Origin of the sequence: Alteromonas sp. AMM-1, assembly GCF_047290655.1 — a bacterium.
Classification (GTDB): Bacteria; Pseudomonadota; Gammaproteobacteria; order Enterobacterales; family Alteromonadaceae; genus Alteromonas; species Alteromonas mangrovi.
In genome coordinates, this window is the sequence record NZ_JBLBUE010000087.1 from 1 (window position 1) to 14,588 (window position 14,588).

Genomic DNA, 14,588 nt, shown 5'->3' on the forward strand with positions numbered 1-14,588 from the left:
AAACTTATGACGGTAAAGATATCCTGGTACCGAACGAGAAGTTCATTAACTCATTGTTGGTAAACTGGACGCACAAAGATTCCAAACAACGGTACCGCATTGATTTTTCCGTAGCCTATAAAACCGATATTCGCGCTATGGTGGAGATCATTAAAGAGGCGGTAGCCAGGCATCCGCAGGTGATCAGTGGCGATGATATCCCGTTTGAAGAGCGCCCGGATTGTGAAATCGACAGCTTCGGTGATTCTGGCGTTAATATGTTTGTGGAGTTCTGGATGATCGGCGTCGATGACGGGAAAAACCGCGTAGGCGGTGACTTGCTGTTGATCGTATTTGAAACTCTGCGAGAGCACGGTATCGAAATTCCATTCCCGCAACGCGAAGTGCGGGTGGTGAACGAAGAGGCAATCAAGCTCAGCAATACCACGCCGTAATGTCAATCTGCCCGCGGCCGCCCGGGCTTCATGACTTCATTCGCGTGCGAACCTGCACGGCATGCCAAATGGCAGGCACAATAACCAATAGGGCGATGGCGGCCAGAAGCCAGTAATACACCTGGCCAAAATCGGCCAGATTGGTGAGCGAGGCGGCCTGCTCGTTATTGATATACTCTGCCTGAGCCACTGGCCCGATAGCGGCGTCACGGGCCAATGATACGCCATTGCTGAAGGCGCTCTCCCATCCCGTCGCTGACAGTGATGCATAGGCTTTATAGCCAATGGCAGAAGCACCAAACGCCAGTAGTCCAATTGCAACCGTGCCTGTGCTGATAACACCAATACCTACTGCACCAACGGTAAACCCGCCAATGGCAACAATGCCGACACTTACCGGCGCAATGGCGACGCCGCCCCAGGCAAATATGAGGCCGTATGCATGACTGCCGCCGGCAAACCAGCCATAGGCAGCCCTATCACTATGTTCCGGCATGCCAAACTGGAAATGCATCAACGGCACGCCAAGCAGCCGCAAGCGACTTTTATATTCACGCCGTGCAGAACCGGGTGCATCGGATTCATGGGTAAAGGCTTCCGGATGAAAAATCCGCTCATGGGCCCGCAGGGTACGCATGGCCTGAAACATATAACTTACCAGCCACAGGTTGGCGGCAGTAAAACTCAATACCAGTATCTGAACGGTGCCTGTGATTAACCGCGAGAACGCAAGGTTGTGCAGTGCGAGGAATTTCAAGCTAAACATACCTGCCACATACAGCGCGGTTACGCAGAAAAATAATGCGACACTTTTAAACACTAATCTGCGCTCGTTGCGGGTGCGAGACTGGTCCAGGCCCGCCCGCAATCCTAAAAACGAACTGATAAAACCAGAAAATACCGCCAAAAAAGTAAGCAGGGTGGTAAATGAAAATACACTGCCAAGCTTGGCAGAACTCGTGCCCACCAGAGCGGCTTTGGCTGGTGGGGAGATGCCGCTGATCAGAGTCATTACTGATACCGTGAACGCTGCGCCGGGCTTGCTGTGTTTGAGCGCCTCTTCAACCACATCGCTCATGGCTTGTTTCAGTAGATTGCGTCCACGCGAAAGACGTTGTTTAACCGTATCGGTGGACAAGTCTAATTCAGCCGCCACGGTTTCTACCGATTGCTGCTCGCGATAAAACAGGATCAGCGGTTCCCGGTAAGTTTCATCCATTTCGTGCAGGGCCTGCCACATCAGCGCGTGGTGCTGCGCTGAGATAACCTGCGTTTCCAGTTCAGTATGCGATGTTGCTATGTCGGACAGTGCTTCTGTGTCTTCTATCAGTTGTTCTTTTGCTGGTTGCTGACGTCTGAAACGGCTGATCTTAAAACGCACAATGCCGCACAACCAGGATTTCAGCTTTTCCGGATTGTGCAATGTATCGAGTTTCTTCCAGGCTTCCACAAACGTGTCCTGCGCCACGTCTTCACTGTGTTTTATATCGCCAAGGGCCGCATACGCAATGCTGCAAAGTAGTGTTTGGTAGCGCTTTACTATTTGACAAAACGCATCGCGGTTTCCGCCCAAAGAGAGCATTACCAGGGAGGCATCATTGTTGTGTTCGAAGGTAGTGCGCTGTGAAAACATAGTGATAACTCTGGCCATTTTTTACTAAGTGCCATATCGGGGCCAAAAGGTGACAAAAAATAAAAAAATATTTTTCGTCACCTTTTTCGGATTGGCTGGCACTTAATGGGTACCAACACGCAACAGGCCCTTGCCTGATGTGATAACTACCTTAAACCCGGAGCAATGGAAATGAAAACAATTAGCAAAAATCGAATCGTTATGTTGATGGCAGGAGGAATCATCCTGACGGCCAGTATGATGGCACACAGTGGGCAAACCGCTGCTGTAATTGACGACTTTTCGGCAGCAGACAACACCAGTTATGGCCTGCCGCGTCAGTTCATTAATGACGCTATGGCGGGCGGCGCTACCCAGGACAAGCACTCGCTGAATAACGGCATTATGCGGGTTACCGGTACAATCACCCCGCCTCGCGGTCAGCCCGGTTGGTCGAGTGCAGTGGTGCCGCTGGCCGAAATAGGAAAATTTGTTGATGCCAGTGTGTACCAGGGCATACAACTGCGGGTACGGATCACGCAGGGGAACCTGAGCGTGTCAGCCAACAGCCAGGATATCACTAATTTTGACTACCATGCCGCGCCGATTGTAGTGAAAGCCGACGGCAAGTTTCACGACGTGACTATACCGTTTACATCAATGAAGCGTGCATGGTCGGAGCAAACACCGCTGAATACCTCAAACCTGAATAGTCTGAGTATTGTGGCGTACAGCCTGCAGCCCGCCGCGTTTGATTATGAAATTGATGACGTGCGTTTTTATTAATTCAAGGTGTATTGATTAGGAGCCTGCTATGCATACCGGCACGTCGACACGACTTCATTATTTGGATGCAACCCGCGCATTCGCGTTACTGCTTGGCATTGTTTTTCATGCCAGTTTGTCGTTTATGCCGGTATTCATTGGCTGGGCGGTGATGGATGTCTCTACCAGCAACCTCGTGAGCGCATTTGCTTTAGTCAGCCATACTTTTCGCATGGCGCTGTTCTTTCTGATCGCTGGTTATTTCAGCCGAATGACGCTGAATAAAACCAGTATGCCTGCCTTTTTACAATCCAGAGCTGTCCGGCTGGGAGTGCCCTTTGTTGCGGGCTGGTTTTTGTTACGACCGCTGCTGGTGAGTGGTTGGATTGCCGGTGCGCAGAGTTTGCGGGGCGATGTGGATGTCGTAATAGCGATATACGAAGGCATAGCAACATTGGGCAGTTTGCCAAATGGGTTACTGGTGGGTACACACTTATGGTTTTTGTATTACCTGATGTTATTTACCGTTTGTGCACTTGCGCTGCGAATGTGCTTGGTTCGGATACCCGTAGTTCACGGTATTGTAGTGAAGTTGAGCAGCAAGCTGGTGAGCGGTATGTCGGTGTCACACTGGTCTCCCGTATTAATGGCGCTACCCACGGTATTGTGCTTGTGGTGGATGAATAACTGGGGAATCGATACGCCAGATAAATCGCTGGTGCCGCACTTGCCCACGTTTTGTTTATATTTTGGGAGCTATCTGATGGGATGGAGTTTTCAGCGAGACTCCCTCGGACTTCAGTCTTACAGCAAATTGTCGCTGTCACACGCTGTATTTGCCCTTGTGAGTATCACAGCATTAATTCTGTTGGCACCTTACGAGTCGCAACCGGGCCACACGGATTTTTTAGGGTACAAAGCGGCATATGCGTTCGCCTATGCCGTCACCATGTGGTCGATGATCCCGCTTACACTTGGCGTGTGTAAAGCGCTGTTTAACACCCCTAAAGCCTGGATAAGCTATTTGGCGAACGCATCGTACTGGCTTTATCTTATCCACCTGCCACTGGTTATCGCGCTGCAAATTGCGGTAGCTGAACTACCGTTGCACTGGAGTGTTAAATTAACCATGGTGTGTTCAGGGACCCTATTTACCGGACTTGTGTTGTACGAGATCCTGGTAAAGAAATCCTGGTTAGGGAGAATACTGAACGGGCAGGAAAAACAGCGCGTTGGCTGAATTAAGACGTAGGTTAAGACATGAGGCAGCTTGCGTGGAAAAATAAAATAAATGCGTAATTAAAAACAATAAAAGTAAAGTCACGGGTTAAGACACACTCTGTTGCGTTAGCTTGGTGAAGAAGGATGTTGTTACGTATGAAACTGATTTGTGTATCTGCTATTAAGTCTGTGTTGATAGTGATTGTTAGTGCGATTCTCTGCACATATGCATTTGGAGAACAACAGCCTGAAATAAAAAATCGTGTCTTTGTGCTAACTGATATCGAAGCCGATCCTGATGATGCTCAGACGCTGGTGAGATTTTTACTGTACTCAAATCAGTTTGATGTTGAGGGCCTGGTTGCTACCACATCGGTACATCAGAAAGGGATGGTTGCACCTGAAACCATTCATCAAATTATAGACGCTTACGCCAAAGTACATAATAACCTGTTACTGCATGAGCCTGGCTATCCGACAGCTGAATACCTGCGCAGCGTAGTGCGGGCCGGACTGCCCATCTATGGCATGAGCGGCGTTGGTAAAAATAAAGATTCAGAGGGATCCAGGCTGCTGATGAACGCAATTGAAAAAGACGATTCCAGACCACTATGGATCAGTGTGTGGGGCGGCGCCAACACGCTGGCTCAGGCGCTGTATACCTTACAGCAGCAAACATCCCCACAACAGCTAGCCCAATTGATTAGCAAGCTACGTGTTTACACTATTTCCGATCAGGATGATTCTGCTGCGTGGATCAGAAAAACGTTTCCGGATTTGTTTTATATCGTTAGTCCGGGAGGTTACGGTGCCGCTACCTGGCTGGGCATGAATATGTATATCGAAGGAATAGATAACACTTCTGTGAGTAATCCTTGGATTGCCAACAATATACAACAAAATCACGGTCCTTTAGGACAGCAATATCCGGATGTTGCCTACGGTATGGAGGGGGATACACCAGCCTGGCTAAATTTAATCCGCAATGGTTTAAACGTTCCGGAGCAGCCCAATTATGGCGGGTGGGGCGGGCGGTACGAGTACTATATACCGGATATAAACGCCACTGACCCAAATGGGTTTACTGGCGGTGTTCCTATTGAACAGGAAACACGTCCAATCTGGACAAATGCCACCGACACGTTTTTGCTGCCCAGGCGCAACGAGTTTGGCCGTTCTGTGTCTGCCAGCGAACAGCACTTTTCCGGCTACCGGGAAACGTTGTGGAGATGGCGCGACGATTTTCAGAATGATTTTGCCGCCCGTATGGACTGGACTGTGTTCGATTATGCACATGCGAATCATCCACCTGAGCCGCGACTTCGTCACGAACAGCATCTTAAGGTAAAAAGTGGTGATTATTTTTCCCTTGATGCCCGTAATTCACAGGACCCCGATGGCGACAGTTTAGAGTTTTACTGGTTTAACTATGCCGAGGCCGGCAGTATGCCAGCTTCGCCTGTTGCCATTCAAAGTGCTGAAAACATGGCGAGGGTAGCGGTAGTCGCACCAGAAGTATCAAAACCGGAAACCCTGCATTTTATATTACGGGTAACCGATAGGGGCACGCCTGCTCTGACTCGCTATAAACGCGTTGTAGTGACGGTGGTACCAAAATAACAAAAAACTGGCGGGCTAACGCCAGTATAACCGTATTGCTTTTACAAATGGGTAATACAACTGTCGGGTAATAACCCAGGGAAGGGCGTACCAGGGTTTGCCTTTTTCTTCCGGAAAATCGGGGTCGTTGATCCCGGTTTTCGGATACACAAAATCAGACGGAGAGTGGGTACCGAACAAGCGATCCCATACGCAAAGCGTCACGCCATAGTTCATATCGTAGTACTCGGTTTCTGACGAGTGATGTACACGGTGCGATTGAGGTGTGACAAATATATACCGCAATGGCCCAAGGTTAGTGCGGATATTGCTATGGGTTAATGCGTCGTGTAAACGCGAAATAATTAAATAACTCAGCACAATGCCCAGCGTTTCCTCAAACAGAAGGGCGGGCAGAAAGATAATGAACTCCGCGAACAAATAATCCATAGGGTGCACCCGAAACAAGGTAAACGGGTTCATTTGGCTTTGCGAATGGTGCACCTCGTGAAACACCCATAACACTCGCACTTTGTGGCGCAGCATGTGGCTAAACCAGCCAACCAACTCTACCGCAAGGTACCCCAGTACAATCTCAAGCCAGGCGGGTACATTACTGAAAATGCCCACTTTCAAGCTGCTGGTCCAGGGCATTAACGCCTGATTCAGGGCTGCAATGACGATAAGCACGAACCCCGTTACCATAAAACCGTGAATAAATACCCATACCATATCTACCAGAATGCCGGTATTAAACGGTTTTTGGGAGCGAATTGCCGGAAACATCGCCTGTATACACAACAGGGCCGGTATACCTAAGTAAAGCTGAGGATCCGCGCCAAAGGGCACAATCACATCGTGGTGGATATGCCAGTATATTTGCTTGATGCCATACCAGGGGATGTTACTGGCTTGGGCAAGTTGATAATAGTGATTAACTACCACACCAATACTGGCCAGCGATGCCAAAATCAAAAAAAGCAGAATAAGGCCATTGGCGAGCTTCGACTCGATAGCCCAGGTTTTTCTGCTGCCGTCGGCGGTATTACTTTCCGGATAAGTATTTTGCATGATCTAATAATTGTTGCTGAATATAGGTTGCCTGACGCACATCCTGCTGTGAGGTGGCGATAGCGCGTTGCGACAGGGTACGGTAGAAGTCGCTGTCGTTAAACAGATTTTCCAGTTGTTCAATCCAACGAGCGACAGGCGCGTCAATGCCCACAATAATGCCGCCATCACCGACGGTTTCTGGCAATGCGCCCTGATCGGAAGCTACTACCGGGATGCCGGCAATTAAGGCTTCAGCGGCGGTTCTCCCATACGCTTCTGCCACTACACATGGCATTAACAAACAATGTGCCCTTGAAAACACGGTGCGCATATCATCAACGTGCGCTTCACGCTGAACATTGGGCAGTTTTTCCAATGCCTGCTCAACGCCAATCACTTCCTGATCTTGCTGCGTATTGGCCCAGCCTCCAACAATTAAAAACGACCTGTGGGGTATCAGGCGCGCAATTTCCGCAATTAACCGGCCGCCTTTTTTGGGATGCGGATTAATCACCAGAATGGCATCGCCCGATGTGGATATTTGAAATTTCTCGGGCGGGAGTATAGGGCGAATCACGTCGATGGGGGCGTTGCTCACCTGTTGAAACTGCGCTTTTATGAAAGAGGATTCGCAGGCAAATACAAAACGATGATTATGGGGCAATGTGCCAAACAGCGGGGATATTTCCCGCGAGTGAATATAAAACAGCGTTGGATAATTGATATCGATGAGTTTTTGTAACAGGTCATCGCACATGGATACATGACACACAAGAAACGCAGGGTTTAGCTTGTTGATTAACACACTGAGTGCATTAGGGTGCCAAAAATCAGTATAAACCTGATGATTTTTTACCTTGTGTGTTAACGAAAATGGCCCTTTGAATCTGCGGGCGATGCGGCTTTTTACTGTTGCCCAGAAGGTTGGCGGACATTTGGCTGCAACCGCTCCCTGGTATCCCTGCTCAATGAAAAACTCGATGGTTTCCATGGCACAAATTTCAAGTCCGCCTGTTAATGCAGGTAAATAGCCTCGCGGAACGATTGAAAGTACCTTTTCCGACATAATTGTGTTCCTTACTACAATGATGCAGATAGTAACATTGCTTTTTGAATTGCTGAATTAAACATTGTTATTTTGAGAGCAGGCTAACGAGTAATTATCGCATTTACCGGCAGTTGGCCTGAAAACAACTGGACACGGAAACGGGAATCAATAGTACACTGTGATACATTATTCTCGTATCCCATTCCATTTATGAACAAACACTTACTTTTAACCGGCGCGTCTTCGGGTATTGGCCGGGAGCTGGCGGTGCTGGCTGCTGAACAAGGCTATCGTTTGAGTTTGTGCGGCAGAAGCGCTGATAAGCTCAATAGCACACTCGCACTGCTGAATACGACTGACAACGTACACAGCCAGGCTTTTTGTGTTACCGATGAGAGCGCCCGCACGGTGTTTTTTCACAATGCCATTGCCGCTAACGGAGCGGTAGATGTACTCATAAACTGCGCAGGGCTGAACAATGTGCGGTTGAAGGCCGATGTAACGCCAATTGAGCAATTAGACTGGCTGATGAAAGTGAACTGTTATGCACCGATTGAATGTATAAAGGCGGTGTTACCGGGTATGAAACAACAGGGATGCGGCACCATTATTAATGTGCTCTCAACGGTTTGTTTATTCTCGAATCCCGGCATCGCGGCGTACACGGCGAGCAAAGCAGCATTGGATGCCTATACTAAAGTAATGCGCAAGGAACTTGCCGAACAGCACATTAAAATGCTGTCGGTGTACCCCGGTGGTGTGGACACGGATTTTCGCGAAGCCTCGCGCCCTGAATACTTAAGCGCAAAAGACGTTGCCGATGCGATTATGACAATGCTGAGTAGCACAGCCAACGCGCATATTCATGAATTGGTTATTCGGCCTGAAGCTGAACGAAATTATTGATTGCTGACTGGTGTAGTATTGTCAGATAACTAACACTACTGGCGATAAGTAAGATGCAAATCTGTTTATCCCCGTGAGTTGATGTACAATACTGCCCATTGTATTTTTATGGTTTGACGGGCCACAATAAGCAGGCTCGGTCACCCACTTTTTAAGGACATGCCTTATGCCATTACTCGACAGTTTTCGTGTTGATCACACCCGAATGCATGCACCCGCTGTACGTATTGCGAAAAAAATGACAACGCCTAAGGGTGATGATATTACCGTTTACGATCTGCGTTTTTGTGTGCCTAATCAGGAAGCGTTATCGGAAAAAGGTATTCATACCCTGGAGCATTTGTTCGCTGGCTTTATGCGCGACCACCTGAATGCTGCGGATGTTGAAATTATTGATATTTCTCCCATGGGATGTCGTACTGGCTTTTATATGAGCTTGATCGGAACGCCAGATGAGGAGCGCGTAGCGAAGGCCTGGCTGGCAGCCATGAACGATGTACTGAAAGTACAAAACGAATCAGACATTCCTGAACTGAACGAGTACCAGTGTGGTACTTACAAAATGCACTCACTGAAAGAAGCGCAGGAGATTGCCCAGGACGTGTTAAATCGCAAAGTTGCTATTAACAGCAATGACGAATTGTACTTGAGTGACGAGTTTTTAGCTCAATAAAAACACAAAAGACGCTGTTACAATAGCAGCGTCTTCGTTACTTCAGGGGGGCTTTTGGGGTTATTTAAAACGGCATGACAAACGCCACGCCTACTACAACAGATGTTTCCCCGTCTAATAAATCCACATCAATAGTTGGCTCTATTTCAAAGGGTTCTACGTGGTACTCATAAGCGGCAGACAGTCGGTAAAACACATCGCTTCTGGCGTCGTGACCGCCAATTCTCTCCTGCCCAACGCCCACACCTAATTTAATATGTGTATTCGGGTGATAAAACATCTGTAGGGCAAACAGGTTAGCACCTGCGCCCTCGTGGTAGTCGCTCACATGCTCGTAAGCAACACCAACACCGGTAGATTGCGAAAGGCGGTACTCGTATTCCAGGCCAATCGTATTGTAAAACTCATCGTCAGCGTGGGTGGTGCCTACAAATATACCTGGAAAATGGTGTTTGTCGTCGTTGGCAAAAACCGGTAAAACGTATAACAGACAAATTAAGCAAATCAGTAATTTCTTCTGCATAACCGCCCCTTCTTTTACTCGTCTCCTTCGAAATTAGCTGAAGCCGGTACGAATAACGAACAATGGGGTTATACAAAAATATATAAATACATACCTTACAAATCGGTTTCTATGAAGAAATTCATGCGAATTCAACGGGATTTGTGCTCAGGATAAACACCACGAAATTCGCAAAATGTCAGTCCTTTTCAGCATGCGCTTGCGCAAATTCTTCACAATCACCCTCGAACACGTTGTCGATAAGATAATGGATTTTCCAGCCCTGCTCAGTGTGTATTAACTGAAAGCTGTTGATTCCACAGTGGCTAACCTTTTGATCCAGGTAAAACACATAGGGAGTCCATACCGAAGCCAGATTACCGCTTTGCTGAACGCGTTTTGCCAGTAATTGCTCATCCAGAAAGGATGTCGATTTTCCAATTGCGACCGCGAACTTGGCAATATCGGTTGTTTGCACATTGCTATCTTTTCCTGCTCTTTGCAGCAGGGCGCTGGTGGTAAACTGATTAAGCAACTTCTGTTCGTTGTGTTCGCGCATGGCATCAAATAAGTGATCAATGGGTTGGGTAACCTCATTTGCCAGTGTGCTGAAAGCGGTAAATACCAATGGGATGAATCCCAGAGTTCGGACGGTGTATTTAAAATGCATGACGCTCAAAGGAGGCTCCGGTTTATTTTTGTCAGTCTCAGCAATGGCTTTGATTACTGATGGAAAATGACACGCAGATTTTTATAAATTAGTCAGAATGTCTCGTGAAAACACCTTATAACAACAGTAACGGAATAAGCTAGATGAATTTGATTGCAGCGAATCCCTTTAACTATCGGTCTTATGTACCAACGTAGTGATGAAGGCCAGTCAGTGTTTCTCGACACCATTGGCGAACAGACGAAATCAAAAAGGAGTGATACGAATGACAGAACACAAGCAGTACACGCCACCTGAAGTATGGCAGCAACCCGAAAGTGACGGGAATAAATGGGCCAGTATCAATCGACCTGTGTCGGGTGCAACGCATCAGAAAGCCCGTCAAACAGGTAAACAACCGCTGCAATTGTATTCGCTTGCTACCCCTAACGGGCAGAAAGTGACGATCATGTTGGAAGAATTGCTCGCTGCTGGTGTAGCCGAAGCCGAATACGACGCCTGGCTGGTAGATATCAGTTCGGGTGACCAGTTTTCATCTGGTTTTGTTGAGGTGAATCCAAACTCCAAAATTCCGGCCATGGTGGATACCACTACGTCTCCACAAACCATGCTATTCGAGTCGGGTTCTATCCTGTTGTATCTGGCAGAAAAATTTGATCATTTCATTCCTGCATCGCCGCACGAAAAAGTGGCCTGCATGAACTGGTTATTCTGGCAAATGGGCTCGGCGCCCTATTTGGGCGGAGGCTTTGGGCACTTTTACAGTTATGCACCCTATCCAATGGAATACCCCATCAACCGCTTCACCATGGAAACCAAGCGACAGCTGGATTTACTGGATAAGCATTTAGCAAGCAACGAGTATATGGCTGGCAGCAGTTATTCCATTGCTGATATTGCGATTTGGCCTTGGTATGGTCAATTGGTACTTGGGCGTCTTTACAATGCGGCTACCTTCCTGCAAGTGAATGAATATACCCACCTGCAGCGCTGGGCAAAGCAAATCGACGCCAGACCGGCTGTTCGACGCGGGCGTATTGTTAATCGCACATGGGGTGACGACGGTCAGGTAGCAAATCGTCACAGTGCCCACGATATCGATAACGTGCTTAGCGGCTTGTAAGCCTCAACATGCAGCAGTGCGTGGTATCCAACGCTCTGCTGCTCTTTGCTTTTGAGGATAAGTCTTGCTTCGGCTGGGGTCCCTTTAACCCGATATCATTGTTCGCTCTGCTTCAGCGCCCAACGGGATGCGATTCATATACCTTGCTTCAACCAGGCCAAGCACAAAAAAGCCTGTTGACGTCCATATATACAACTGAACAGCCAGACCATCGGTGTAAGGCGGCAACTGGTGATCCCAATTCCAGATCAGTACCGGGATCACGGCCGCAAAACCGGTTAGCATTGCATAGCAGGTATTTCTTATCAGTCGGTAGAGCAGGGCCAGCATAGGCTTTACCGAAGCGTTAGCCCGCGTGTTGAAAATGAGAAAATACGCGCAGGTATGCACTATTCCCACACTCACCAGAGTAACAAAGAAGACATCCAGTCGGTGTGTTTCGTAAAACGTATTGCCCAGAAAACCTTCAATACACGCGGCTAACACCAGCACAAATACAATGCGCAGCACCAGTTCAATACTCACTACCATGAAGGTAGGAATACGGGCCAGTTCTCCGTGATTGGCCTTTTCAGACAGCTTTATTCTGAAAGCACGCGGAGGCGCGATCAATAGCAAATACATGATGACGTATAACAGCAGGTGATCCTCGAAACGCGATTTTGTTACTTGTTTTGCAACGTTTCTCATGGGGTTACTCCGTATAGTAAGAAGGGGCCGGCGGGTTTAATCTTTTGGGTTCATGGCGTTCAGCAAAGGCTTTTAAGTCACGGCGTAATGCATTGACTGCGTTCATGGATATCACAAAGAAAATGCCGGCAAACAGTAGTAGCACGAACGTAATGGCTGCCCATTGCTTGCGGGCCGGGTACGACTCGAATAGGGGAACCGTTGCAGGCTGAATCACTTCCAGTGGGTAGTTGGCCCGCGCGTTGATCAACGATTCCACTGCCAGTTGCGTTTCCAGCAAACGGAATATGGAGCGCTGAATTTCAGAGTTTTTGATTTCGCTCAGGCGTTGTTCCAGGTAGTTTCGGCGGCTTTGAATTTCCTCCAGATCCAGCTGACGCAGGTAATCGTTAAATGATTTCACGAACACATTGGCCAGCTTGGTGGAAAACTCCGGGGATTTTGATGTGATCCGCACATTCAGCAGGTCGGTTTTTTTGTCGGTAAACACGTACAAAGCATCGGTTTTAAACTTTTTAACCGCTTCGCGCATATCGGGCTCAAAGCCGTCCAGCCATTGTTCAGTGCTGGCGTCCCATTGATCCTCGTACAGCCATTGCAGCAATGTTTGTTGTTCGATGAAAGCGCTGATAAAACCAAATGAGTCCATTCTTGCCAGCAGGCGTTCGCGTTCGTTTTCCTGGGTGCCATCAATAATGAAATCGTATTCCAGCACGCCAATGGTGTTTACCCCTCTGTAATTGTTGGGTTGAACGCCACCGGGATCTTCGCTGATGTTAATAGCTACCGTGGCCTGTGCCGAATAACGGTTGTCCAGCATCAGCGATAAGCCCAGCACAATAGCGGCCCCGGTAATGGCTACCAGTGCGATGCGAAACTTGTACGTAAGCAATTGATGCAGGAATTTAAGGAGCAGTTCATATTCTGCTACATGTCCGCCAGTGTCGTTGTGATGTGCCATATCGAATTACTCCGTACTTAGTTAAGCAGGTTGGCAAGCATTGCGGTGGCAATGATGTTTTTATAAATAATGTCTACCCATTTTTCGGCAGATTCCCGGCCGTTGATACGGTCGACACTCAGTGGTACAAAAATGGTAGAACCCGGTGTAACTTTTACGTTGGCAGGCGAATTGAACAGTCCCCACCCGCTGGTGCTGGAACGAACAGACATCACCTCGCCGTTGGCCTGCACAATGTAAGCATGCTCATACTGGGCCAATTCTTTCACGCCGCCACTTAATCCTATGTAATCCAGCGCAGCGCGGTCTGAGCGGAATTTGTGCGAGGTAGGGAAATATACCTGGCCAATTACACTCACTTCATCCAGGTACTTAGGCACAATAATGCGGTCTCCGTTTTCCAGTACGATATCTGAGGTTTCGTCGCAGCGCGTTACCGCGCTGTGCACATCCACCACCATACGGCCAACGGCTTTTTCCGGCGCCATCTTCTTGATTACGTCATAAATGTCATCGGCGCGTTGATCTTTCGGCATTTTTTCGTCTTTGTTCACGCCTTGAGAAACATGGGTGTCGGCGAGTAAACGGGTTAATTCCTCGAACATGCGATCCAGTGCTTTTTGTTCTTTTTTACGCACGCTGTCGCGCAGGAAAACAGTGCCAAACAGGTAGGCGTCTTCGGTAAAGCCACCGGCTTTCTGCATTAATGAGCACAGGGTTTCGCGTTTGTCGATGCGGTATCTGCCCGGGAAGGTGATCTCGCCTTCAATCTCAACATACTGTGGTGCCTGAACCCACTCCGGTTTCATACGCAGCACCAAATGATCCCGGGGATGCAGAATCAAATCGGTGGTATCGAGCAACGGATCGTTTTTGGTGAGGCTGATGGCCCGTGAGTCTGTGCGACTGAATTCGCTGTCCATCAGTACCTGACGAGACAGGGTGGCAGCCAACCCATAGGTTTCCTCTTTCATACCACCAGCGGCAGCAATCAGGTCTTCCACCCGCATTCCTGGGACCATAGGGTATGCACCGGGGTGAAACACCGATCCACTCACTTCCACTACCGGTGCCTGCTGACCAAACTGGGTTTCCCGCTTAACGCGTTCCAGTGGTATTTGAATTAAACTGGCGCGGTCGATGTCTTTGTTAAACAGATACACTTTGTCTTTAGGCTGAAGTACCAGGTTGTGATCGGTGTTGTTGTTCAGGGCTTCATTCAGCGATATCCGAATGAAATACAAACGGTCGGTCACCAAATCGGTTCTGGCCAGCAGGGCATAGTTAAGATCAACGCCTGCATCTAAACCACCGGCATACTTCACCATATC

Annotated in this window: 15 protein-coding genes; 7 read left to right on the top strand and 8 right to left on the bottom strand. The window is 48.4% G+C overall.

The window, feature by feature from the left end; translation table 11 throughout:
* Nucleotides 1-434: mechanosensitive ion channel family protein (locus tag ACLR2L_RS13245; RefSeq protein WP_413368655.1), on the top strand; the 434-nt coding region annotated here is incomplete at its 5' end.
* A 28-nt stretch (nt 435-462) separates the two neighbouring features.
* Here the strand turns inward: ACLR2L_RS13245 and ACLR2L_RS13250 are convergent.
* On the bottom strand, nt 463-2,067 hold the full coding sequence (locus ACLR2L_RS13250) for an RNA polymerase sigma factor (protein WP_413368656.1): 1,605 nt from the start codon (nt 2,065-2,067) through the stop codon (nt 463-465).
* Nucleotides 2,068-2,238: 171 nt separating this feature from the next.
* Here ACLR2L_RS13250 and ACLR2L_RS13255 point away from each other — a divergent pair, with 171 nt between their 5' ends.
* From ACLR2L_RS13255 to ACLR2L_RS13265, 3 genes are all read left to right on the top strand, one after another.
* Nucleotides 2,239-2,832 carry a CIA30 family protein gene (locus tag ACLR2L_RS13255; RefSeq protein WP_413368657.1) on the top strand — a complete coding sequence of 198 codons (594 nt, stop codon included), beginning with the start codon at nt 2,239-2,241 and terminating at the stop codon, nt 2,830-2,832.
* A gap of 28 nt (nt 2,833-2,860) precedes the next feature.
* Nucleotides 2,861-4,051: an acyltransferase family protein gene (locus tag ACLR2L_RS13260; RefSeq protein ID WP_413368658.1), complete on the top strand. Its 1,191-nt coding sequence runs from the start codon at nt 2,861-2,863 to the stop codon at nt 4,049-4,051.
* Nucleotides 4,052-4,188: 137 nt separating this feature from the next.
* Nucleotides 4,189-5,652 carry a nucleoside hydrolase-like domain-containing protein gene (locus ACLR2L_RS13265; protein WP_413368659.1) on the top strand — a complete coding sequence of 488 codons (1,464 nt, stop codon included), beginning with the start codon at nt 4,189-4,191 and terminating at the stop codon, nt 5,650-5,652.
* 15 nt (nt 5,653-5,667) lie between these two features.
* Here the strand turns inward: ACLR2L_RS13265 and ACLR2L_RS13270 are convergent, their stop codons facing one another.
* The gene (locus ACLR2L_RS13270; protein WP_413368660.1) at nt 5,668-6,702 is read right to left on the bottom strand and encodes a sterol desaturase family protein; all 1,035 of its coding nucleotides are present in this window, start codon (nt 6,700-6,702) and stop codon (nt 5,668-5,670) included.
* Entirely contained in the window at nt 6,677-7,750 is a 1,074-nt protein-coding gene (locus tag ACLR2L_RS13275) for a glycosyltransferase (RefSeq protein WP_413368661.1), read from the bottom strand. The genes ACLR2L_RS13270 and ACLR2L_RS13275 overlap by 26 nt, the downstream gene beginning before the upstream one ends.
* A 192-nt stretch (nt 7,751-7,942) precedes the next feature.
* Between ACLR2L_RS13275 and ACLR2L_RS13280 the strand changes: the two genes are divergently transcribed.
* Entirely contained in the window at nt 7,943-8,638 is a 696-nt protein-coding gene (locus tag ACLR2L_RS13280; RefSeq protein ID WP_413368662.1) for an SDR family oxidoreductase, read from the top strand.
* 166 nt (nt 8,639-8,804) lie between these two features.
* The gene (gene luxS, locus ACLR2L_RS13285; protein ID WP_140961742.1) at nt 8,805-9,311 is read left to right on the top strand and encodes an S-ribosylhomocysteine lyase; all 507 of its coding nucleotides are present in this window, start codon (nt 8,805-8,807) and stop codon (nt 9,309-9,311) included.
* Between the two features lie 64 nt (nt 9,312-9,375).
* Here the strand turns inward: luxS and ACLR2L_RS13290 are convergent, their stop codons facing one another.
* Together ACLR2L_RS13290 and ACLR2L_RS13295 are read right to left on the bottom strand one after the other, a co-directional pair.
* On the bottom strand, nt 9,376-9,834 hold the full coding sequence (locus ACLR2L_RS13290; protein ID WP_413368663.1) for a hypothetical protein: 459 nt from the start codon (nt 9,832-9,834) through the stop codon (nt 9,376-9,378).
* Nucleotides 9,835-10,012: 178 nt separating this feature from the next.
* Nucleotides 10,013-10,492, bottom strand: a complete 480-nt coding sequence (locus ACLR2L_RS13295) for a hypothetical protein (protein WP_413368664.1) — start codon at nt 10,490-10,492, stop codon at nt 10,013-10,015.
* 256 nt (nt 10,493-10,748) lie between these two features.
* Between ACLR2L_RS13295 and yghU the strand changes: the two genes are divergently transcribed.
* The gene (gene yghU, locus ACLR2L_RS13300) at nt 10,749-11,606 is read left to right on the top strand and encodes a glutathione-dependent disulfide-bond oxidoreductase (RefSeq protein ID WP_413368665.1); all 858 of its coding nucleotides are present in this window, start codon (nt 10,749-10,751) and stop codon (nt 11,604-11,606) included.
* A gap of 84 nt (nt 11,607-11,690) precedes the next feature.
* On the opposite strand, the gene ACLR2L_RS13305 is transcribed toward yghU, so the two are convergent.
* From ACLR2L_RS13305 to ACLR2L_RS13315, 3 genes are all read right to left on the bottom strand, one after another.
* Complete coding sequence (locus ACLR2L_RS13305) at nt 11,691-12,296, bottom strand: hypothetical protein (RefSeq protein ID WP_413368666.1); 606 nt, start codon at nt 12,294-12,296, stop codon at nt 11,691-11,693.
* Nucleotides 12,297-12,300: 4 nt separating this feature from the next.
* Entirely contained in the window at nt 12,301-13,257 is a 957-nt protein-coding gene (locus ACLR2L_RS13310) for a hypothetical protein (RefSeq protein ID WP_140961733.1), read from the bottom strand.
* A gap of 17 nt (nt 13,258-13,274) precedes the next feature.
* Nucleotides 13,275-14,588: SLBB domain-containing protein (locus tag ACLR2L_RS13315; RefSeq protein WP_413368667.1), on the bottom strand; the 1,314-nt coding region annotated here is incomplete at its 5' end.

Excerpts from the sequence above, each read along its gene's own strand:
- ACLR2L_RS13250 (WP_413368656.1), bottom strand. The coding sequence starts at position 2,067 with ATGTTTTCACAGCGCACTACCTTCGAACACAACAATGATGCCTCCCTG.
- ACLR2L_RS13255 (WP_413368657.1), top strand. The coding sequence starts at position 2,239 with ATGAAAACAATTAGCAAAAATCGAATCGTTATGTTGATGGCAGGAGGA.
- ACLR2L_RS13260 (WP_413368658.1), top strand. The coding sequence starts at position 2,861 with ATGCATACCGGCACGTCGACACGACTTCATTATTTGGATGCAACCCGC.
- ACLR2L_RS13265 (WP_413368659.1), top strand. The coding sequence starts at position 4,189 with ATGAAACTGATTTGTGTATCTGCTATTAAGTCTGTGTTGATAGTGATT.
- ACLR2L_RS13270 (WP_413368660.1), bottom strand. The coding sequence starts at position 6,702 with ATGCAAAATACTTATCCGGAAAGTAATACCGCCGACGGCAGCAGAAAA.
- ACLR2L_RS13275 (WP_413368661.1), bottom strand. The coding sequence starts at position 7,750 with ATGTCGGAAAAGGTACTTTCAATCGTTCCGCGAGGCTATTTACCTGCA.
- ACLR2L_RS13280 (WP_413368662.1), top strand. The coding sequence starts at position 7,943 with ATGAACAAACACTTACTTTTAACCGGCGCGTCTTCGGGTATTGGCCGG.
- luxS (WP_140961742.1), top strand. The coding sequence starts at position 8,805 with ATGCCATTACTCGACAGTTTTCGTGTTGATCACACCCGAATGCATGCA.
- ACLR2L_RS13290 (WP_413368663.1), bottom strand. The coding sequence starts at position 9,834 with ATGCAGAAGAAATTACTGATTTGCTTAATTTGTCTGTTATACGTTTTA.
- yghU (WP_413368665.1), top strand. The coding sequence starts at position 10,749 with ATGACAGAACACAAGCAGTACACGCCACCTGAAGTATGGCAGCAACCC.
- ACLR2L_RS13305 (WP_413368666.1), bottom strand. The coding sequence starts at position 12,296 with ATGAGAAACGTTGCAAAACAAGTAACAAAATCGCGTTTCGAGGATCAC.
- ACLR2L_RS13310 (WP_140961733.1), bottom strand. The coding sequence starts at position 13,257 with ATGGCACATCACAACGACACTGGCGGACATGTAGCAGAATATGAACTG.